The 21,010-nt window shown below is 39.6% G+C and carries 20 protein-coding genes; all 20 read right to left on the reverse strand.

Annotated elements, in window-relative coordinates; translation table 11 throughout:
* Window positions 1–136: 136 nt before the first annotated feature.
* Window positions 137–1,198, reverse strand: a complete 1,062-nt coding sequence (gene recA / locus J2Z32_RS03595; protein ID WP_210087786.1) for a recombinase RecA — start codon at window positions 1,196–1,198, stop codon at window positions 137–139.
* Window positions 1,199–1,458: 260 nt separating this feature from the next.
* The gene (locus J2Z32_RS03600) at window positions 1,459–2,733 is read right to left on the reverse strand and encodes a competence/damage-inducible protein A (RefSeq protein ID WP_210087787.1); all 1,275 of its coding nucleotides are present in this window, start codon (window positions 2,731–2,733) and stop codon (window positions 1,459–1,461) included.
* Window positions 2,734–2,794: 61 nt separating this feature from the next.
* Window positions 2,795–3,394: a CDP-diacylglycerol--glycerol-3-phosphate 3-phosphatidyltransferase gene (gene pgsA, locus J2Z32_RS03605; RefSeq protein WP_210087901.1), complete on the reverse strand. Its 600-nt coding sequence runs from the start codon at window positions 3,392–3,394 to the stop codon at window positions 2,795–2,797.
* 129 nt (window positions 3,395–3,523) lie between these two features.
* Window positions 3,524–4,015: a YajQ family cyclic di-GMP-binding protein gene (locus J2Z32_RS03610; protein WP_210087788.1), complete on the reverse strand. Its 492-nt coding sequence runs from the start codon at window positions 4,013–4,015 to the stop codon at window positions 3,524–3,526.
* A gap of 131 nt (window positions 4,016–4,146) precedes the next feature.
* Window positions 4,147–4,317 carry a hypothetical protein gene (locus J2Z32_RS03615; RefSeq protein ID WP_210087789.1) on the reverse strand — a complete coding sequence of 57 codons (171 nt, stop codon included), beginning with the start codon at window positions 4,315–4,317 and terminating at the stop codon, window positions 4,147–4,149.
* 106 nt (window positions 4,318–4,423) lie between these two features.
* The gene (locus tag J2Z32_RS03620) at window positions 4,424–5,440 is read right to left on the reverse strand and encodes a RodZ domain-containing protein (RefSeq protein WP_210087790.1); all 1,017 of its coding nucleotides are present in this window, start codon (window positions 5,438–5,440) and stop codon (window positions 4,424–4,426) included.
* Window positions 5,441–5,479: 39 nt separating this feature from the next.
* Window positions 5,480–6,238 carry a DUF3388 domain-containing protein gene (locus J2Z32_RS03625; protein ID WP_210087791.1) on the reverse strand — a complete coding sequence of 253 codons (759 nt, stop codon included), beginning with the start codon at window positions 6,236–6,238 and terminating at the stop codon, window positions 5,480–5,482.
* Between the two features lie 191 nt (window positions 6,239–6,429).
* Window positions 6,430–6,684 (reverse strand): DUF3243 domain-containing protein, encoded by a 255-nt coding sequence (locus tag J2Z32_RS03630; RefSeq protein WP_210087792.1) that lies wholly within the window; start codon window positions 6,682–6,684, stop codon window positions 6,430–6,432.
* Between the two features lie 78 nt (window positions 6,685–6,762).
* Window positions 6,763–7,527 carry an elongation factor P 5-aminopentanone reductase gene (ymfI, locus tag J2Z32_RS03635; RefSeq protein WP_210087793.1) on the reverse strand — a complete coding sequence of 255 codons (765 nt, stop codon included), beginning with the start codon at window positions 7,525–7,527 and terminating at the stop codon, window positions 6,763–6,765.
* Entirely contained in the window at window positions 7,528–8,811 is a 1,284-nt protein-coding gene (gene yfmH, locus J2Z32_RS03640; RefSeq protein ID WP_210087794.1) for an EF-P 5-aminopentanol modification-associated protein YfmH, read from the reverse strand.
* A gap of 5 nt (window positions 8,812–8,816) precedes the next feature.
* Window positions 8,817–10,097, reverse strand: coding sequence for an EF-P 5-aminopentanol modification-associated protein YfmF (yfmF, locus tag J2Z32_RS03645; protein ID WP_210087795.1), 1,281 nt, complete (start codon window positions 10,095–10,097; stop codon window positions 8,817–8,819).
* A gap of 167 nt (window positions 10,098–10,264) precedes the next feature.
* Window positions 10,265–11,086, reverse strand: coding sequence for a spore cortex-lytic enzyme (gene sleB / locus J2Z32_RS03650; protein WP_210087796.1), 822 nt, complete (start codon window positions 11,084–11,086; stop codon window positions 10,265–10,267).
* A gap of 151 nt (window positions 11,087–11,237) precedes the next feature.
* Window positions 11,238–13,958 carry an FtsK/SpoIIIE family DNA translocase gene (locus J2Z32_RS03655; protein WP_245251165.1) on the reverse strand — a complete coding sequence of 907 codons (2,721 nt, stop codon included), beginning with the start codon at window positions 13,956–13,958 and terminating at the stop codon, window positions 11,238–11,240.
* Between the two features lie 84 nt (window positions 13,959–14,042).
* Window positions 14,043–14,270 (reverse strand): YlzJ-like family protein, encoded by a 228-nt coding sequence (locus J2Z32_RS03660; RefSeq protein WP_210087797.1) that lies wholly within the window; start codon window positions 14,268–14,270, stop codon window positions 14,043–14,045.
* The gene (locus J2Z32_RS03665) at window positions 14,267–15,037 is read right to left on the reverse strand and encodes a ClpP family protease (protein ID WP_210087798.1); all 771 of its coding nucleotides are present in this window, start codon (window positions 15,035–15,037) and stop codon (window positions 14,267–14,269) included. The genes J2Z32_RS03660 and J2Z32_RS03665 overlap by 4 nt, the downstream gene beginning before the upstream one ends.
* A gap of 178 nt (window positions 15,038–15,215) precedes the next feature.
* Entirely contained in the window at window positions 15,216–16,895 is a 1,680-nt protein-coding gene (locus J2Z32_RS03670; protein WP_210087799.1) for a ribonuclease J, read from the reverse strand.
* Between the two features lie 223 nt (window positions 16,896–17,118).
* Window positions 17,119–17,988, reverse strand: coding sequence for a 4-hydroxy-tetrahydrodipicolinate synthase (gene dapA, locus J2Z32_RS03675; RefSeq protein ID WP_210087800.1), 870 nt, complete (start codon window positions 17,986–17,988; stop codon window positions 17,119–17,121).
* 11 nt (window positions 17,989–17,999) lie between these two features.
* Window positions 18,000–19,232, reverse strand: coding sequence for an aspartate kinase (dapG, locus tag J2Z32_RS03680; protein WP_210087801.1), 1,233 nt, complete (start codon window positions 19,230–19,232; stop codon window positions 18,000–18,002).
* A 147-nt stretch (window positions 19,233–19,379) separates the two neighbouring features.
* On the reverse strand, window positions 19,380–19,973 hold the full coding sequence (locus J2Z32_RS03685) for a dipicolinate synthase subunit B (RefSeq protein ID WP_210087802.1): 594 nt from the start codon (window positions 19,971–19,973) through the stop codon (window positions 19,380–19,382).
* A complete protein-coding gene (dpsA, locus tag J2Z32_RS03690; protein ID WP_210087803.1) occupies window positions 19,970–20,869 on the reverse strand; it encodes a dipicolinate synthase subunit DpsA in 900 nt (299 codons plus the stop codon). Before dpsA ends, J2Z32_RS03685 begins: the two co-directional genes overlap by 4 nt.
* Window positions 20,870–21,010: the final 141 nt, after the last annotated feature.

Below are 21,010 nucleotides of genomic sequence, written 5' to 3' on the forward strand. Positions count from 1 at the left end.
TGTAAATTAATAAACCTAAATTAAATAAACAAGATGAGGAAATATAAAAAATGCCCTGATATCGCCTCATTTAATCGGCGTTCAGAGCATTTTGACATCAATTAGATCATTAAACCACTAAAATATAAGCAAAATATTATTCTTCGCTAAATAATGCCTGTTCTTCTTTTGCTTCCTCTGCAAGTTCTGCTTCAGAAGGAGAAGTAGTCGTAGAAGACAAATTACTTACTTCGCGAATTTTTAGTTCAATTTTATTACAAATCTCTGGATGGTCTTTCAAGTATTGCTTCGCATTTTCACGGCCTTGACCTAGACGCTCACCTTCATATGAATACCAAGCACCACTTTTATCCACGATATCTTGCTCTACACCAATATCGATAATACTACCTTCTTTTGAAATACCTTCGCCGTACATAATATCAATTTCTGCTTGTTTAAACGGTGGTGCTACTTTATTTTTTACTACTTTAATTCTTGTACGGTTCCCTACCATATCGTTGCCCATCTTAATTGTCTCAATACGACGAACATCTAGACGAACAGTAGAGTAGAACTTCAATGCACGACCACCTGGCGTTGTCTCTGGGTTACCAAACATAACCCCAACTTTTTCACGCAATTGGTTAATAAAGATCGCAATCGTTTTAGATTTGCTAATCGCACCAGACAATTTACGAAGTGCTTGGGACATCAATCTCGCTTGTAAACCAACGTGAGAATCACCCATATCCCCTTCAATTTCCGCTTTAGGAACAAGAGCTGCTACAGAGTCAATAACAATAATGTCTACTGCACCACTACGTACTAATGCTTCAGCAATCTCTAGCGCTTGCTCTCCAGTATCTGGTTGAGACAACAATAACTCATCTATATCGACACCTAATTTACTTGCATAAGTAGGATCAAGTGCATGCTCTGCATCAATAAATGCAGCTTGTCCACCAACCTTTTGAACTTCTGCAATAGCATGCAATGCAACCGTTGTCTTACCTGAAGATTCTGGACCATATACCTCAATGATTCGTCCACGAGGAAGACCACCAGTACCAAGTGCGATATCAAGTGCAAGAGATCCACTAGGAATAACCTCAACTTGCATATGCGTGGACTCTCCAAGCTTCATAATGGAACCTTTACCGAATTGTTTTTCTATTTGACGAAGCGCCATATCCAGCGCAGCACGACGATCTGACAATCAGCTCACATCCTTATCATCTTTAAACTTCTTGTAATTAATTGTACCTTGTTTTTGTTACTTTGCCAAGCATTTTTTCGAACATACATTCGTACATTTTTTCAGTTCCTTATCCCTCACCTCCTAACCAAGGAATTAATACATATTAAAAAAACAAAAAAACCGCAACCAGATAGTAATTACTATTGGTTACGATTCTTCCGTACCTTATGAAAACATATAAATTTTCTCTATGAATTACGCCATATACGCATCGTAGATTAAGCTTGCGATCCTAGAGACTCTCTTTGCTTCAGCTTCCGCCACAAATAATAAAGAATCGTTTTTGCCGATCTTACACGAATCGTATCACGATTTCCCTTGAGGTGCAACTCGTATACCTCTGTCTCTTGATCGCGAATTGCTAAGGCAACATAAACTAATCCAACCGGTTTACGTTCAGAATAAGCGGGTCCGGCTACACCAGTAATCGATAGTCCATAATCAGCATCACCAATCATCCGAACTTGCTCAGCCATTACAATTGCAGTTTCTTCACTTACAGCCCCAGGAGCCCCCTCACCCTCTAACAGCTTATGAGGCACGTTCAGCAGCTTTTCCTTCATTGCATTAGAATATGTAACAATACCACCTGAAAAGACAGTAGCACTTCCTGGAATCGTTGTGATCGTCTCCATCAGCAATCCACCAGTACAGCTCTCTGCAACACTTACTGTAGTCCCTTGTTCAGTCATCATATCTACAATCACTTTTTCAATCGGTACATCTTCTGTTGCGTACAAATGCTCTGCTAAGCGACTCCGAATTTCCTGCTCTGTCCCTTCAAGCTTACTCATCGCTTCAAGCTCACTATTCGCCTTGGTTGAAATGCGGATTGTCACTTCACTCTCTTTAGCATAAGGAGCAATGGTAGGATCACTTTGTGCTTCAATTAGATCCAATAGCTTAGTTTCAAGCAATGATTCTCCGATACCAGCAAACTTAAGCATTTTAGAATAGATCGGCATTTCATCCGTTAAAACGTGCTGTAATATCCATGGCTTTGCTTGAAGTTCAAACATTGGCTTCATTTCTTTAGGAGGTCCAGGTAGTACAATATAGAAATGTCCATCCTCTGAAATGGCATTACCTACGGCAAGTCCAGTCTCATTGGGTAGCGGCGTACTTCCATCTATCACTAAAGCTTGTCTACGATTGTTTTCAGTCATCGGAACACCACGATCCTTGAAAAAACGATCCACATGATCCATCGCCATTCTATCAATATGAAGGGGTCTCTTTAATACAGCAGCTAGCGCATCTTTAGTTAAATCATCTTGAGTAGGACCAATCCCACCAGTAAAGATAACAACATCTGCTCGGCCAGAAGCAATTTGTATCGCTTCACACAACCGCCCCATATTATCACCAACAACACTTTGGAAATAAACATCAATACCAAGGGATGCAAGCTCCTGAGACAAGTACTTAGCATTGGAGTTCACGATTTGTCCCAACAACAATTCTGTACCAACTGCAATAATTTCTGCTTTCATTACATATGTCTCCTTGCGAGTTAGAGTAGCAATCAAGTCATAACCAAAATACATTTATGATTTACGACTTTGGGTTCACCTTAGAAAATAAAAACAATTTTTTGTTTTTTACAAAATAGTCAATACCTGAATAGATAGTAATAATGACCGCTAACCATATTGCATAATAATCAAAAGGAATATTTAACCATTGAAATGGGAAATTGTTTAATAAAAGCGCAGAAATAGCTACAATCTGAGTAATTGTTTTTGCCTTCCCCCATTTGCTAGCAGCAATGACCGAGCCATCAAGCAAAGCAACCTCACGTAAACCAGTTACGGCAAACTCTCTGCTAATAATTACAATGACCATCCAAGACTCACATTTGCCCATTGCAACAAGTGCGATTAATACAGCTGTAACTAACAGCTTATCCGCTAACGGGTCAAGCAACTTACCTAAATTAGTAACTTGATTATGCTTGCGTGCAAGATAACCATCAATTCCATCTGTGCCAGAAGCAACAATAAATAAAATTGCACCTACAAGCTGGTTAAGTGGCAAATGATATGTACCCATCGTTAATTCCTGTGTCCACCATTGTCCATCAAGCAACAAAGCAAGAAGCATTAAAGGAATCATAAAAATTCGAAGAAGCGTAATACGGTTTGGTAAATTCAGATTCACACTAATTCCTCCCTAACAAGCAGAGAAGTGTATAGATATTCAACCGCCATGTCATATTTTACATTTTCCGGCATCAGTCTACCCCCAATAATATCAAGCCATCAACTTTCATTACCATCATCTTTATTTAAAGTTTGTAAATTGTACATCCACTGTTAAATCCGCTTTACGCAAAAGCTGCATAATTTGCTGTAAATCATCCTTGCTTTTACCTGTGACACGTATTTGATCACCTTGAATTTGACTTTTCACTTTTAATTTAGAATCACGAATTAATACATTAATTTTTTTAGCGTTTTCTTGATCAATTCCACTTTTTAGCTTAATACGTTGGCGTACTGCACCTAAGGAAGCAGGCTCAATTTTTCCATACTCCAGGTTTTTAATCGGCAAACCTCGTTTAATCATTTTGGACTGCAAAATATCAATCACCGCATTAAGCTTATACTCATCATCAGATAGGACAACAAGGACATCCTTCTCTAGCTTCAATTCACTTTTACTTCCTTTAAAATCAAACCGACTTGCAATTTCACGTTCAGTTTGGTCTATTGCATTTGTAAGCTCCTGCATATCCATTTTCGAAACAATATCATAAGAACTTTCTGAAGCCATCATCAACAACCCTTTCTCTTTATCATCATTTAATTATATGTAAAAGTTTTCGCAAAGTCCATCGGAGGTTCTTTGTTACGAAACAAAAGCGTTGCAGCTTTTAAAAACACCGCAACGCTTAAAGCGTCAACCTAACTTTCACTCTTGCGACGGTCTGGACTACGAAACATATCCAGAATTCCTAGTACAACGTGAGCTAGACCAAATCCCAAAATTCCATAGCCCCAAGCACTAGGCGTTAAATAGTAACCTAACAGAGTTACAACAATTCCAACTCCAGTAACTATCCAGCTGACTGTCATTATGCTAACACCTCACTTATGAAGAGATAAGTTTTCCATGCAAACACTAGTCTCTCCATAAGAAACATCCATTATTCACCAAAAAACCAGTTATCTGTTTAGTCCATTATGGTGTCGTCACATTTTGATTATTATCGGTATTTGATGAATTACCATTTGAAGCATCTGCATTGTTTTCATCACTTAAATTCAACTGGATACGAGCTGTATTTCTACCATCCTCAACAACGGTACCCCCAACATTAATCGATGTATTTTTAGCTGCCCCAGATTTAATGAATAGTCCCTCTGAGCCTAGCTCAAATTTCAATTCAGCACCATTTTCTATCGTTTCAAAATAAAGCTTTTCGCCTTTTTTATTTCCTTTACGAATCTCCATCCAGCTTTTCCCTGTCGCCGTAATGACTACCTCTACAGGTTTTCCACCAGAGTTCTGTACTTTATACTTAATTGCAGTGCCGTCCTTTCCGTCCTGGGCCACTACAATTTGCCCTGTGGGCTGATTTGAAGATGTATCATCTGGGTTAGGTTGATTTGTCCCAGGGGGTTGTTCGGAATTAGGCTGTCCCGTAGGAGGCTGCTCTGTGTTGTTTTGTGGCTCTTTTGTTTCATTATTGCTTGGTGTAGTAGGCGTTGTGGTATTCCCTTGATTCGATGAATTTGTTGAATTTTTTGGATCTTGAGTTTGCGTAATTTTACCGTCGTCAGGCGTGTTTTTAACTTCGTCTGTTTTGCCATAGCTTGAAACATACCAATAAATGACGACTAAAATAAGAACAGCAAACGACCACATTAATGCCGTGGACAACCATTTTGCATTTTGAGTTACCTCTGACCGACTCCGTCTTTTTTGGATCACTGGCTCCATCGTTTGTTCTGTCTGTACCGCAGCAGGAACATGATCACTATGCTCTGCTAGCAGCTCGTCAGGATCAAGCCCGACAGTTTCCGCATAGGTTTTAATAAATGCCCGCACATAAAAGCTTCCTGGTAATACTTTATAATCCCCCGCTTCGATGGCTTCTAAATATCTTTTGCGAATTTTAGTCAATTCTTGTATATCATTTAAGGACAACCCCTTCGCAAGACGGGCTTCCTTTAATTTCTGACCCAAATCAGACACCATCATCACCTCCATTGTTTTTCAGTATATAATTTATAGTTACATATCTTCATAAATAGTAGTAAACGTTTCATAAACGATTTGCTCATCATAATTGTTACGCAATTCAATAATTATGTCAAAATCGTCATAATTGTACACAGACTCCTGAATAAAAATATCTGGGTGCTCCACAACTTTTGTAGAAGGCATCGTCATAACCTCCTGTAACAGTTGATAATGCTTATCATTTGATCGAATCGTACTTACTATGCCATCAATAATAAAAATATGCTCTGGGTTCATTTCCTCTGCGGATAGTTGACTACGTACCGTCTGACGCAATAACGTAGAAGACAAAAAAGTCCAACGCTTCATGGCACATACACTTCCAGCAATTAACGACTCCGTTTTCCCTACTCTGGGCATGCCTCTAAGACCAATAAGCTGATGACCTGGTCTTTTAAAAAGCTCACCTAAAAAATCGACCAGCAAGCCAAGCTCATCACGCGTAAATCTAAATGTTTTCTCATCATCAGAATCTCGCATAATGTAACGCCCATGTCTTACTGCTAATAAATCAACAAGCTTAGGACTCCGAAAGGCTGTAATTGTAATGCCATCTACATTACTTAATAATTCGCCGATCTGCTTCATCTTTTCATCATCATTACATTCTAACAGCATACCACGCGTGTGTCCTTCGACACCATTAATCGTGATAATATTTACACCTAACATACCAAGCATGGAAGCAATATCCCCAAGTAAGCCTGGTCTATTTTTATGAATTTTATATTCCATATACCACTGTTTCATTATACAAAAACACCTTTTTTTAAATTCTAATGCATTATTATTCGAAATTCGACAAATTAGGTCTTATTTCCTGCAATATTTCAAAAAAAACAATACGTGTCTAATCATATATAATTTCTTTTTGAAAGGCAAGTTCTATACAAAAATGGGCGAAAAGCCCTCCTACATAGGAGAGCTCTTCCGTCATCAAGCTATGCATTTTTCTTCGCAAGCTTCACCATCAGATGCGCAATTGTTTTACGCTCCTCTTCGGTGCCCACATCCCAAAGCTCTTTGAGTGTGCGGTTAGCAGTGTTTTGAGGATCAACCTTCTCATCGAGGAAACCACCAATCTCATATGCGAGATTAGAAATTGTATCTTCACTTAGGCCGATTTTCTCTGCTTGCTTGACACGTTCACCCAAAAACTTCTTCCAGGTATCGAAATTTTTAAGCACTGTTGACATCCTAAATCCTCCTTCACCTGAAGCTATAGATTTAAAATCAACAGTTGTAATATGCGTTAAAGGATTACTTTTTATGCACTACGTATGCCATCCACCATTTGGAGAAATAATCTGTCCTGTAATATAGCTAGATTCTGGCAAAGCAAGGAAATACACCAGTGAAGCGATCTCTTCAGGATCAGCTAATCGTCCAAGCGGAATTTCATCTGCCAACATTTTTAGCTCCTCTTCACCAAAACGCTCCATCATATCGGTTTTTACGGCACCAGGTGCAACTGCATTAACAGTAACACCAGAAGGAGCTAGCTCCTTAGCAAGTGCTTTAGTAAAGGCATTTACCCCACCTTTAGCTGCAGAATAAACAGCCTCACATGATCCTCCAGAAATTCCCCATATTGAGGAAACATTAATAATTCTTCCGAAGCGCTGTGAAATCATATATGGCATAAAAAGCTGGCTACATAAAAATACACTTTTCAAATTAACTGCCATCACTTCGTCCCATTTATCTTCATCTACATCTGCAACCATACTATAGTGTGAGATACCTGCATTATTAACTAAGATATCTGGCTTTAATTGATGCAGGTCTAATTTTTCTTTCATTTTTAAAATATCTGCACGTTGCCTTAAATCCGCCGATACCGTTAACACATTAGCACCTAGCTCCATACACCTTCTTGCGACATCGTTAGCCATTTCATGCGAATGAAGATAATGAATGATGACATTCATGCCTACAGAGGCAAAGCGAAGCGCAATATCTGCACCAATGCCTCTGCTTGCCCCTGTAATTAATACCGTCATTTCCTGTAGCGTCTTATCCAATTTATTTGATAACATTTATGGGCTCACCACAAGCGACACAGATACCTGTTCCCAATCAATATGCTCATGTAAACGGTCATTTACTTCCTTCAGCGTAATCGATTCATACACACTAAGTACAGAAAATAAATCACCACCGCGAAAAGCATATCGTGTAAACTCATGAGCAATATTTTCAGGTGAATTCAGCATTCGTAAGTACCCACCCATTTTCTTTTTGCGAGCACGTTCAAAATCTTCAGCTGCTATCCCCTTCTCCAACACCTTACTTACTTCTTGCTTAATGATAGATAGTAATGCTTCAGGGTCTTTTGCATCTCCCCCAATCGCTGAGAAGCCATAGTTAGGATTACTATTATACTCATGACCAAATCCATCATTAATCAAGCCTTCATCGTATAACTTTTGGTACAGCTTAGTGCTTGAACCAAATAACAGATCCAAACCTAATTTAGTGATGATATCACGCCGAATTAAAGCTTCCTTCGTTAAGCCCGTCACTTTTTCTTTAAATCCAAATAGGCATTTTGGTAACGAAACAGGCAAATTAATCACTTTTCTTGCTTCGTGTACAGCGGTTGGCTCAGGTTCAAAATAGCGCTCAATATTACCTTGTGGCTCATATTTCTTTTGCTCCTGATTACTTCTAACCACATTTATAACTTCCTCAGGATCAACCCCACCAACCACAAACAATAACATGTTGCTAGGGTGGTAAAACGAATTGTAACAGGTGTACAGCGTTTCCTTCGTTATCGTACTAATCGATTCCACTGTACCTGCAATATCAATATGCACAGGGTGCAAGTTATACATCGCTTCAATTAAGCCAAAATAAACACGCCAATCTGGATTATCACCATACATATTAATTTCTTGACCGATAATCCCCTTTTCCTTTTCCACGTTTTCATCTGTAAAATAAGGATTTTGAACAAAGTTGATTAGCGTTTCAATGTTGTCTAATATGTGATCTGTCGCTGAAAATAAGTATACCGTTTGTTCAAAGCTTGTGAACGCATTGGCAGATGCACCATTGGCAGCAAACTTAGTAAATACATCTAAGCCGTCAGGCTCTTCAAACATTTTATGTTCAAGAAAATGGGCAATGCCATCAGGAACCTGCTGTTCCTCTTGACCCTCTACTTTAAAGTGATTATCTATCGAGCCATAACGAGTGGCAAAGGTGGCATACGTTTTTTGAAATCCTTCTTTAGGAAGAACATAAACCTGTAGCCCATTAGGCAACTGCTCATAATATAACGTTTCCTGCAAATTATCGTACGTAATAACTTCCACGTTAACTATTCCTCCTTTTGCCCTGTTAAGAAATAAATCGTGTCTAAATGAACGGTTTGGGCAACCGCTACGACATCTTGGACTGTAACCTGTTCTACCGCAGCTAACAGTTGGTCTACAGGACGGACTTTTCCAGACAAGACAGAATTGAAATCAAAGCTAATCATCTCAAAAGCCGAATCTTGCAGCTGTAACAAGCTGTTTCTAATCATTGCCTTGGTTTGCTCCATCTCCGTCTCACTAATTTCACCATTGCGCAATGCTTCAAGCTGTGCCTGAATGATTGAAAGCGCCTGCTCATAATTTTTAATTTCAATGCCCGCTTGAATACCTACAAAACCTTTATGCCCATCTAATCGAGATGAAGCATAATAAGCTAAACTTGCCTTCTCACGTACGTTAATAAACAGCTTGGAATGAGGATAACTGCCTAAAATGCCATTATAAACTAAGGCAGCTGGGTATTGATCGCTAGCATAAGTTATTGGAGTACGAAGTCCTAAGTTAAGCTTGCCTTGGTTCACATCCAGTTTTTCCTCAACATGACGCACAGCTTCTTTACTAAATTGACTGTCTTCATGACTGTACCCATACGTTCCTGTACGATTTAGATTAAAATAACGCTCCACCAATTGCTCTACTTCCTGTAAGCTTGTATCCCCTACCACATACAAATCTAGATTGCATTGCGCGAGCCATTGCTGGTATGCATTGTATAACGACTCTGGTGTAACCTTATCTATCTGATCTCGCTTGCCAAGCGGATGTAAACGATAAGGATCATTTCTGAACATTTCTTCAAGACAACGCTCAGATGCATATCGTATTTTATCGTTAATAATAGATTCTAATTTTTGCTTTACATTATCCTTTTCAGCCTGCACATAAGATGCTTTAAAGTTTCCATTTTCTAAAGCAGGTTTTGTAATGACCTCACCTAAAAAAGAAAAGCTTTTTTCCAGTAACGATTCATCACTTTGCACAAAGACATCATTAATGGTATCCATCTGAAATTGTACAATTTGATAATTACCCCGCTTGTATACATCAAAGCCAAAACCCGCTCCGTATAAATGCTCTAATTGCTCCTTAAATGCGATACTTTCTGGGTAAGATTGTGTACCACGTCTTAACACAAATGGAGTTATCGCCGTTTCAGTAACAGTCTCCTCTTGAAGAGGGATTCCTGCATATAATGAAACAGCAAAAGTTTTAAACCGAGTGGTTGGCAAAACATGGATAGCGACATTGCCTACATGCCCACGCTCAAATGCAAATTTATTCAAGCCTAAAACTCCTTTTCAAGAAAGTGTAATTGCGCTTACTGTAACATGAATAGTTCCATTCTATACCAATTCAAAGTAAAGAAGCAACCTGCTCACAAGAAGCTTAGGGCAATCACTTTGAAATGGTTTATGATCTCATTTCTTAAGCGATTGCCCTAGTATGTTGCTTACATACAGAAAATGTGTTTCCCAATCGTTTTGACTTGTGGACGTGTCCAAATCCATTTAGAGGTGGCTGTTACAGGGTTGAAATAGTATAAACAACCATCTGAAGGGTCCCATCCATTAAGTGCTTGCTGTACTGCTTTACGAGCAGATTCATTTGGTTCTAAGTAGATTTGACCATCCGCTACTGCGGTAAATGCACCCGGTTGGAATATAACCCCTGATGCAGAATTCGGAAAGCTTGGTGATTTGACACGATTTAAAATAACAGCAGCAACAGCAACTTGTCCCTCAAATGGCTCACCACGTGATTCACCATACACAGCATTTGCCATAATCTTCAAATCATTAGCCGATAAGCCATGATTGTTTGACGGGCTGAGTTTTGCTGTATCCTTGTTACCAGAGTCTTTGTTACCATTATTGCCTTGTGCACCAGTATTGCCGTCATTTTGTCCAGGCTTCCAAGCTTTTGTAGCATTATACAGCTTTAATTTTGTTTTTCCACCCGCAATGCCGTCTACCTTTAGGCCAAACTCAGATTGAAACCACTTCAAGGAATCTTTTGTTTTAGAACCAAACTGACTGTCTATTTTGCCATAATAAAATCCAAGAAATTTGAGTCGACCTTGTAGCTCATAAACATCTTGACCATATGCGCCTTGCTGCATTACCTGTGAGCTAAATACCGGCTCAACTTCAGGCTCCCCTTGCTCTAAAGCATGAGCATTCGTGCTTCCTTGCGGAAACGGATTTGGCCCATATACAAGGCAAAATAATAGCAATACCAATCCGGCAGCCAACCATATTTTCGCTTTTTTCATACGTGTAGTCTACCTTTCTTTATTTGAAATGTGATTGACTTTAGTATGACAAACGACCTCATTTCCTATTCATAAACAAAAAAAAGAACCTGTGCATTAACGCACAGATCCTTCTACAGTTATCTAACTTTAGGACATGATCTACTTATAGTTAAGACGATATTTTACCCATTTTGTATTGCTCAATCGACATTAATACTTCACGAGGTTTACTTCCTTCATATGGCCCAATAATACCTCTAGCCTCCATTGAATCAATCAGACGAGCAGCACGCGTGTAGCCTACTCTCATTCGACGTTGCAATAGGGATACAGACGCTTGCTTTGCCTCAACCACAATTTGTACAGCTTGGTCAAACAATTCATCCACCACTTCTTCATGACTTTGATCTTCTTCCTCTACCTCAGGAACTAACGAATCATCATATTCAGCTTGACCTTGTCCACTCACATATCCAACAATCGCTTCGACTTCTTGATCACTCATAAATGCCCCTTGCACACGAACTGGCTTAGATGCGCCCATTGGCATAAATAACATATCACCACGTCCAAGCAGCTTCTCGGCACCTGCCATGTCTAAAATCGTCCTAGAGTCAACCTGCGAGGAAACACCAAATGCAATACGTGATGGAATATTGGCCTTAATCACCCCAGTAATAACATCAACAGAAGGACGCTGAGTCGCAATGATGAGATGAATCCCTGCTGCACGAGCCATCTGTGCTAACCGAGCAATTGCATCCTCCACATCATTAGCAGCAACCATCATTAAGTCAGCTAGCTCGTCCACAATAACGACGATATAAGGCAATACGTTTTCAGGTATATCCTTCATCATCATATTATAGGCTTCCACATTCCTAGCTCCTGATTTAGAGAAAAGCTCATAACGTTTTTCCATCTCGACTACAATTTTTTTAAGCGCAAGCGAAGCACGTCTAGGATCTGTTACAACTGGTGCAAGCAAATGAGGAATTCCGTTATACACGTTTAGCTCCACCATTTTGGGGTCTACCATTAAAAACTTAACTTCATCTGGTTTTGCTTTGTACAAAATACTCGTAATAATCCCGTTAATACATACGGATTTCCCTGAGCCAGTTGCTCCCGCTACTAATAGATGGGGCATTTTAGCCAAATTTCCTACAATTGTAGCCCCTGAAATGTCTCGTCCAAAAGCAATTGAAAGCTTAGACTCTGCTTCCTGAAACGTTTGCGTTTCCATAACTTCGCGCATGGTCACTAATGAAACCTCATTGTTTGGAACCTCAATACCAATCGCTGATTTCCCTGGAATTGGTGCTTCCATCCGAATATCTTTAGCGGCAAGCGCTAATGCGATATCATCGGTCAAATTCACAATTCGACTTACCTTCACACCGATATCTGGCTGAATTTCATATCTTGTAACTGCTGGTCCTCTAACGACCTCAAGCACACGTGCACGGACACCAAAGCTTTCAAGTGTCGCTTCAAGCTTACGTGCGGTTTGCATATAATCTGCTTGATCCTTAGATTTACCCCCACCAGAAGGCTTGGATAGTAATCGGAAGGATGGCAGCTTATAAGGCTTAGGTGCAGGTTTGGGTGGAGGTGGTTCAATTTGGTTTAATTCTGAACCAAGCTCCGAATCTAAAGCTAATGATGGATCAGAGTCCAAAGCAACATCCCCAGTCTCAGCTAGTTGAGACACTTCCACCTCTTCCAGTCCTGCCTCTCTCTGTGAATCAATATGGACTTGAACATTTTCAGCAGAAGCCTTATCTAAGCTATCAGGATATGTGAGCTCTTCTTCAAATTCAAAGTTCTCTTCCTTCTGAATGTGATCAAAGAAATCACGTATTATTGGACCTGTTTCTTGTGATGTAAGAAGCTTGTCCTCTGACGTAGGCTCTATTGAATCTTGTTCAGATGAGTGCCAGCCTTCCTGATCATAATCGAGATCATTCCAATTAATCATCACAGGGCCAGACCTTTGTTCTTCTTGATTAGAGAAGGATAAAGCATCGTTCTGAACAGTATCCTCTGCTATAGGTATTTCTTTTTTATTTTTAAAGCCTAACAACTGAACCAACACTTTTTTGATTCCTTGAGCTGAGGAGGTTTCAACCCCATCTTGACTATCGAAAGTAGTTTGATCTTGCTCCTCATCTTCCTGAAGAGGTTCAGAGATAGGGGAACTCACCTTTTGTCTTTTGCTTTGTCTAACAGGAACTGGACGCAATAAATGTAGCTTTTTATTTATTAGCTTGCTCCACTGCCCAACATGCGTACGAGCAACCTTAAACATTTCTACATAAGATAATCCAGTAATTAACATAAAGCTTATGGCCAACATGACGATCATGATGAGCGTAGCTCCTGCCATTCCAAATAACGAATACAAAAGGGTAAACTCTATTCCGCCTATGTAACCTCCACTAATATTTAAATTCACCATACTAAAGCCTATATTTTCATTGCCAGGCTGAAATAAAGCAGACCGGATATCTACATTGATTTGACTAAATAGTTGGGACGCGGTTAAGGACACACCAGGCATCATTTTTTGCTTCATTGTTAAAATAGTACTCATCAATACTAACGCTAAAACAGCAAGTAATAGTCCACTTTTTTTCTGACTCCATTTTGTAGGCCATTTGCGATGAATCATAACTGCAAGCCCGATATATATACCAATCAAAGGTATAGTGAAATAAAATTTTCCGAGTAAAAGGGCAGACATCTTTGATAATGTTCGCCCTACAGCCGCTTCACCGGCTAAAGCGATCATAGATAATGTGATTAGGATGATCCCATATATTTCATATTTAAGTATGCTACCAAGTGCAGCAGATTTCCTTTTTCTTTTTTTCCGTTTTGCAGCCAAAAAGGAACACCCCCCAGAAGAATATTATACCATATTCATCGGAGGGACACCTATAAGAAACAATATATTCATTTCTTTAATAGACTAAGACATCAATTGCGGCGTAAATATAATTTGACTCCCTGGGGCATACGCAGGATCTAAATAGTAATCTAAATTACAGCGTAAGAGACGTATAATCGTAGCTTTGTTTGTGCCCTCCATCCGTACTTGCATTAACACCCCATTCATATCAACTTCAATATAATTTTGTATTTGATCCTCAGGACTGCCATAAGCATCAAAGGGATAAGGATCATAATAATCACTCATTGTGTAAGCCCCCCATATTGCGTGCTAATCGCAGATTTTTTTTGCGTAATTAATTCATTTAGTTTTAAAAGCCCTTCACCAATCCCTCCAATACCATCAATTAATCCATATTTTACTGCGTCTGCTCCGCCTACTGCGGTACCAATATCGCGATTTAGCTCCCCAGTTTTAAACATAAGCTCTTTAAACATACTTTCAGACATTCTAGAATGTGTTGTGACAAAACGAACAACCCTTTCTTGCATTTTTTCCATATATTCAAAGGTTTGGGGAACACCAATTACCATCCCTGTCATTCTTATTGGATGAATCGTCATGGTTGCACTTTCAGCTATAAAGGAATAATCAGAGGCGACAGCAATTGGTACACCAATGCTATGACCACCCCCAATAACAACCGTCACCGTTGGTTTTGTTAGCGATGATAACATCTCAGCAATCGCCAGCCCAGCCTCTACATCTCCTCCAACTGTATTTAAGATGATAAGCAAGCCCTCGATTTGTTTACTTTGTTCTGCAGCAACTAATTGAGGAATGAGATGCTCATACTTCGTTGTTTTATTTTGAGGTGGAAGCACAAGATGCCCTTCAATTTGTCCTATAATGGTTAAACAATATACATTTGACTCATTGCTCGTAGGCACAGAGGTTTGTCCTAGTTGCTGTATCATTTGAGGAACATCTGTTTTTTTATCACTTGGCTCTTCTACAGGTGGTGAAGCAGGTTCTTGCTCCTCATTTTTTATTATGGTTTGTTTTTCTGTCATTAGGTTGGTCCTCCTAAATATTCATTGATGCCTTAGTATGTGGAGATGACACTACAACCTATACTTACAAAAGTAATACAACACTAAAAGGATTAAAAAACAAAAAAAGCCCCCTCTCCTGAAGGAACCGTCCAATATTACTTGACAGGAGAAGAGGCGACTGTGTGCCCTTAATGGGTTACACTTCCATAATGATAGGAAGTATCATAGGTCTACGTCTAGTTTGCTCATATAAAAAACGTCCTAATGCATCTTTTACATTGGTTTTCAATGAAGCCCATTCATTTACATTTTCACTCATTAACTTCTCTAAGGTGCTAGAAACAATACGATTAGCCTCATCTAACAAGCCCTCAGATTCTCTAACATAAACAAAACCACGTGAAATAATGTCTGGACCAGATACAATCGTACCGTCTTGCTTGCTTAGTGTAACAACAACAACAAGAATACCATCTTGAGATAATAACTTACGATCGCGAAGTACAATATTTCCTACATCACCAACGCCAAGTCCATCTATTAATACGTTACCTGCCGGTACTTTTCCTGCTTTGCGAGCTGAGCCTTGTTCGATCTCAACAATATCACCAATATCGATTAAGAAAATATCGTCAGGATCAACCCCCACCGATTCTCCTAATTGTGCATGCTTACGCAACATACGATATTCACCATGGATCGGAATAAAGTATTTAGGCTTCATCAAGTTCAGCATTAGCTTTAATTCCTCTTGACTACCATGACCAGAGACGTGTACACCTGAGTTAGATCCACTATAGATCACTTCAGCGCCTAAACGAAATAACTCATCAATCGTGCGCCCTACAAATTTTTCGTTACCAGGTACTGGAGTTGCTGCGATAATAACAGTATCCCCAGGTAAAATGTCCACCTTCCGATGGGTAGAGCGAGCCATTCTTGTCAAAGCAGACATCGGTTCGCCTTGACTTCCAGTACACAAAATAACGACACGATCTGCTGCCATTTTATTAACTTCCTCTGGCTCAATCAATATTCCGTCAGGAACATTTAAGTACCCAAGCTCAGAAGCGATCGTAACTACATTAACCATACTACGGCCAATAATCGTTACCTTACGATCTGTAGCATATGCAGCATCAATGACTTGTTGTACACGATGTACATTTGAAGCAAACGTCGCAACAACCACACGTTGACTTGCTTTTTGAAAAATATCATTTAATACTAAACCGACATTTTTTTCAGAAGGCGTAAAGCCTGGTTTTTCAGCATTTGTACTATCAGATAATAATGCCAATACACCTCTAGCACCAATTTCACCCATACGATGTAGATCAGCAAATTGACCATTGACAGGGGTATGATCAAATTTGAAGTCACCTGTATGCACAACATTTCCTTCTGGTGTTTCAATGCAAACCCCAACCGAATCTGGGATGCTATGGTTAGTTTTGAAAAAGGTTGCCTTCATGGAGGATCCTAATTCAATTTCTGAATCCGCATTGATTAAAATACGTTTTGTTTCGCCAAGTAAACCTGCTTCTTTGAGCTTGTTTTCAACTAAACCTAATGTTAGCTTAGTTCCATAAACGGGAACATTTAGATTTTTAAGAACATAAGGCAAGCCACCAATGTGGTCCTCATGACCATGTGTTAATACAATCCCTCTTACCTTATCCCGGTTTTCAGTCAAATAAGTAATATCGGGTATGACAATATCAATACCTAACATATCCTCTTCAGGAAATTTTAGGCCAGCATCAATAACGACGATATCATTGGCGTATTGGATCACATACATATTTTTGCCAATTTCAGCAACGCCGCCCAATGCAAAGATCGTCAATTTATCATTATTATTTTTTTTGGACAAGTGAATCTAACCCTCCTAATTGTTTTGGACGTCGATCATTTTTATAATTAAATTTTTACATTAAATACACCGCACCCAGTCACTTGAAACTATTATACATGATTAATTTGACAAAACACAAGTCGCTTAAAAGTCCTATGCTCATATTACAATGCTCTATACAGAAAAAACCGATGCCTGTAAACAGACATCAGTTTTTGGAATTAGGACCTTTTTATGGCCATTAGTATTTTGCAATTAATTCAATAATTTCTTTTGCTTCCTCATCGGTTGGACCCACTAATGGCAATCTCACAGAACCAACCTGTAAGCCTCGCTGTACTAATGCATATTTGACAGCAACTGGATTTGGAATTTTAAATAATCCTTTAAATAGGGGTAATAAGTGCTGATGAAGTTTCGCAGAAGCTGTAGTATCTCCATTTACAAATGCATCAATCATATCTTTTATTTTGCTACCTGCAATATGGCTTGATACGCTTATTAAACCATATGCCCCTACGGACAAGGCAGGTAAAAATGAAGAATCATCACCAGAATAAATTTTAAATCCGTCTTCGGTATTTGCAGCAATTTCAGCAACCTGATCTAGCCCTGCACATTCTTTTGTTGCAATGATGTTAGGGATTTTAGATAAAGCAATCGTTGTCTCAGCACTAATACTTACCGCCGTTCGACTTGGCACGTTGTACAATATAACAGGTAATACTGTCGCTTGTGCAATTGCTTTAAAATGTCGATACAAGCCTTCTTGATTTGGACGATTATAATACGGTGCGACAAGCAAAATGCCGTCTACTCCACATTTCTCTGCCGCCTCCGTTAATGCGATAGAATGTGCTGTACTATTACTTCCTGTGCCGGCAATAATTTTACAGCGCCCTCTACTGTAATTCACTGTGAACTTAAATAATTCTAACTTTTCTGCTTCCGACAATGTTGGGGATTCTCCTGTAGTACCACAAATAACTAAGGATTCGGTTTTTTGTTCTTCGATCAAGTAGTCCATAAGCCTTTTGGTTTGATCCCAATCAATGAGTCCTTGTTCATCGAAGGGAGTGACCATGGCTGTAATTAGCCTTCCAAATTCCATGTTGTCTCCTCCTAATGATTTGTTTCTCGCCCCAATTCAAACTTTGCATGTAAAGAACGTAATGCCTGCCCCATATTTTCTTTATTTACTAAAACCCAAATTGTCGTATTAGAGTCTGCAGATTGTAAAATCGGAATATTTTGCTCTGATAATGCTTCTACAATTTTCGCCATAATTCCAGGTACACCATTAATTCCTCCACCGATGACAGACACTTTAGCGCATCCGTGCAGAAGCTTAGGCACAAATCCTAAATTTTCTAACAGCTCCTGTGCTTTATCTGCTTCTGTATCAAACACGGTATATACTACACCATGTGGGGTTACATTTATAAAGTCTACACTAATGTCTCTTTCTGCCATCGCTTGGAATACTTTAAGCTGAAGGTTGTCCGTATTGCTTCCTACGGCATCAATTGTAATTTGAGTCACATTCGCCACATAAGCAATTCCGGTTACGTATCTGTCCACTACACCAACCTGCACATCTCTTATTCCTTCTGGATTAGCCACTAATGTACCCTCTTCGTCAGAAAATGTAGAACGTACCCGAACCGGAATTCCGGATTGCATCGCAATCTCAACGGCCCTAGGGTGTATTACCTTGGCGCCTTGATGCGCCATATTACATATTTCAGCATAACTGACAAAAGCTAATTTTTTTGCCTCTTCCACTATTCTTGGATCTGCAGTTAAGATGCCATCTACATCCGTATAAATATCAACCATTTCAGCATGTAATGCTGCACCTAACGCTGTGGCGGAAGTATCGCTTCCACCACGTCCTAATGTCGTTAGCTCACCAGCTTGGCTTTGTCCTTGAAAGCCAGTCACGATGACAACCTTATTTAGCTCTAGCTCTTCCAAAACACGCTTAGGATACACGCCAAGTATTCTAGCATTCCCAAAGTGCTGATCCGTTGAAAATCCTGCTTGAGCGCCATTTAAAACAACAGAGGAAATATTTTGTCGTCTCAGTAAGCTACATAACAGCGTAGCTGAAATTACTTCTCCGCAGCCTAGCAATAAATCTCTTTCTCTTGCGGGTAATACCCCTCCACTGGAATCAATCAAATCAAGCAATGTATCTGTGGCATAAGGGTCCCCTTTCCTGCCCATTGCAGATACCACGACGACTAAACGATATTCTTGATCTAGCTCTCGTTTGATATGCTTAATTACTAATTCTCTGGCATTTTCTGTTGATAAAGATGTGCCTCCAAATTTCTGCACTAAAATGCGCATGGGTATTCCTCCAGTTTCATGTCCCAGTAAAGCACTTATCAAGTGTTCTGTTCCCTATTCTGATTCATTTTTTGTACAATCGTAACGTCATCACCTGTGGAACCAATTTTTCGGAAATCTCCTATGAGATTGTATGATCTACATATATCATTGCCGAAATTTTTCAATAATCAGTGGCTGAAGTTGTTCTCCAGATAATGCAGCATAACACGTTTCAGGAATAAGCTCCATTTTAGCAACAAGTGAGTTCGGCTTACCGGTTGGACTATCCTGTCCGAAAGGAACAAAATAAATATTTTTGGCAACGATTAATTTTGCAATATTCGCTAAATTAAAGCCAAGCCCATCATTTGTAGAAACTGCGATCACAACGGGGCGTCCATTGCGAAGCTGAGCCTTAGCTGCCATTAATACTGGACTGTCCGTCATTGCATTTGCAAGCTTACTTGTTGTATTCCCTGTACATGGTGCTATGGCAAGCACATCTAATAATTTAGAAGGACCTAACGGTTCTGCATCCACAATAGTTGAAATGATGTCTCTGCCCGTTATATCCTGTAACTGTTTACGCCAACCCTCTGATTTACCGAATCTCGTATCTGTCATCATGACAGACTGAGATATAATTGGAACTACATCAGCACCGGCATCCACAAAACGCTGAATTTGCGGCATAACCTCTGCAAATGTACAATGCGAACCGGTGACCGCATAACCTACCGTTTTCCCCTGCCAATTCACTTTTCATCCCCCCGTAATTGAAACTCTTCCATGACCAAATGACATATTGTATTTGCAATAATCATTCCAGCGGTTTTGGGAGCAACAATTCCAGGTAGGCCAGGAGCGAGCAGAGCTTTGATCCCTCTTTTCTCTGCAAAACGAAAATCCGTTCCTCCAGGAGCTGAGGCCAAATCAATAATGACAGCTTCCCGAGGCAATTTCGAGATAATTTGCGCTGTGACTATCATAGTCGGAATTGTATTAAAAATCAAGTCAATTTGCCCCTCATAGAGCTTGGAATCCGTTGTTGCAAAAGGCTTCCAGCCCATTTGGACTGCTCTAGCCATATGCACCTGTCTACGCACACCTACCCGAACGTTTGCACCCAAAGCTTGTAGTGTAGAAGCTAAAGTAAAGCCAGTACGACCTAAACCAAGCACAACACAGGTTGAACCGTGTAATGTAATATCCGTATTTTGAATCGCCATCATAACGGCGCCTTCGGCGGTCGGAATGGAATTATAAATCGCAATTTCATCACGTTCCATTAACTCGATCAGCCTAAAACCAAGCTCTTCGCTTTTCCTTTTTAGCAATTTCTTAGCAATACCTGTAAAAACTAAAGCTTCCTTACGAATTGCTCCAAAAAGCTCATCGCTTAAGAAACACTCTAAATTTGAAAATGGCGTTATTACTTTTCCTTGATCATCACAGCCAGCAACAGGTAATACAATGACATCTGCTTTGGCCAAAACCTCTATTTGCAAAGTTTCATGCGTGACGCCATGAAGCGGCACCTGTGTTTGATCAAAACCTATAACTTTAACAATTGCATCAAGCTCAGTGCATTTATTAATCACTTCAATTTGACGCGCATCCCCACCAACAAAAATAATTGTTATGCCAGTTAACATTAAAGCAGGCACTCCTTCCAAGCAACGGCGTATAGATCATCTTATGCCGCCGCCTAACAAGTGGTTCCATAGAGCCGCCTAGTATGTGATCAAAAATAAAAAAAGCCCAAGATGCTGAATAATTTATCCAGTACATCTTGG

This window comes from Paenibacillus turicensis (assembly GCF_017873435.1).
GTDB lineage: Bacteria > Bacillota > Bacilli > Paenibacillales > Paenibacillaceae > Fontibacillus > Fontibacillus turicensis.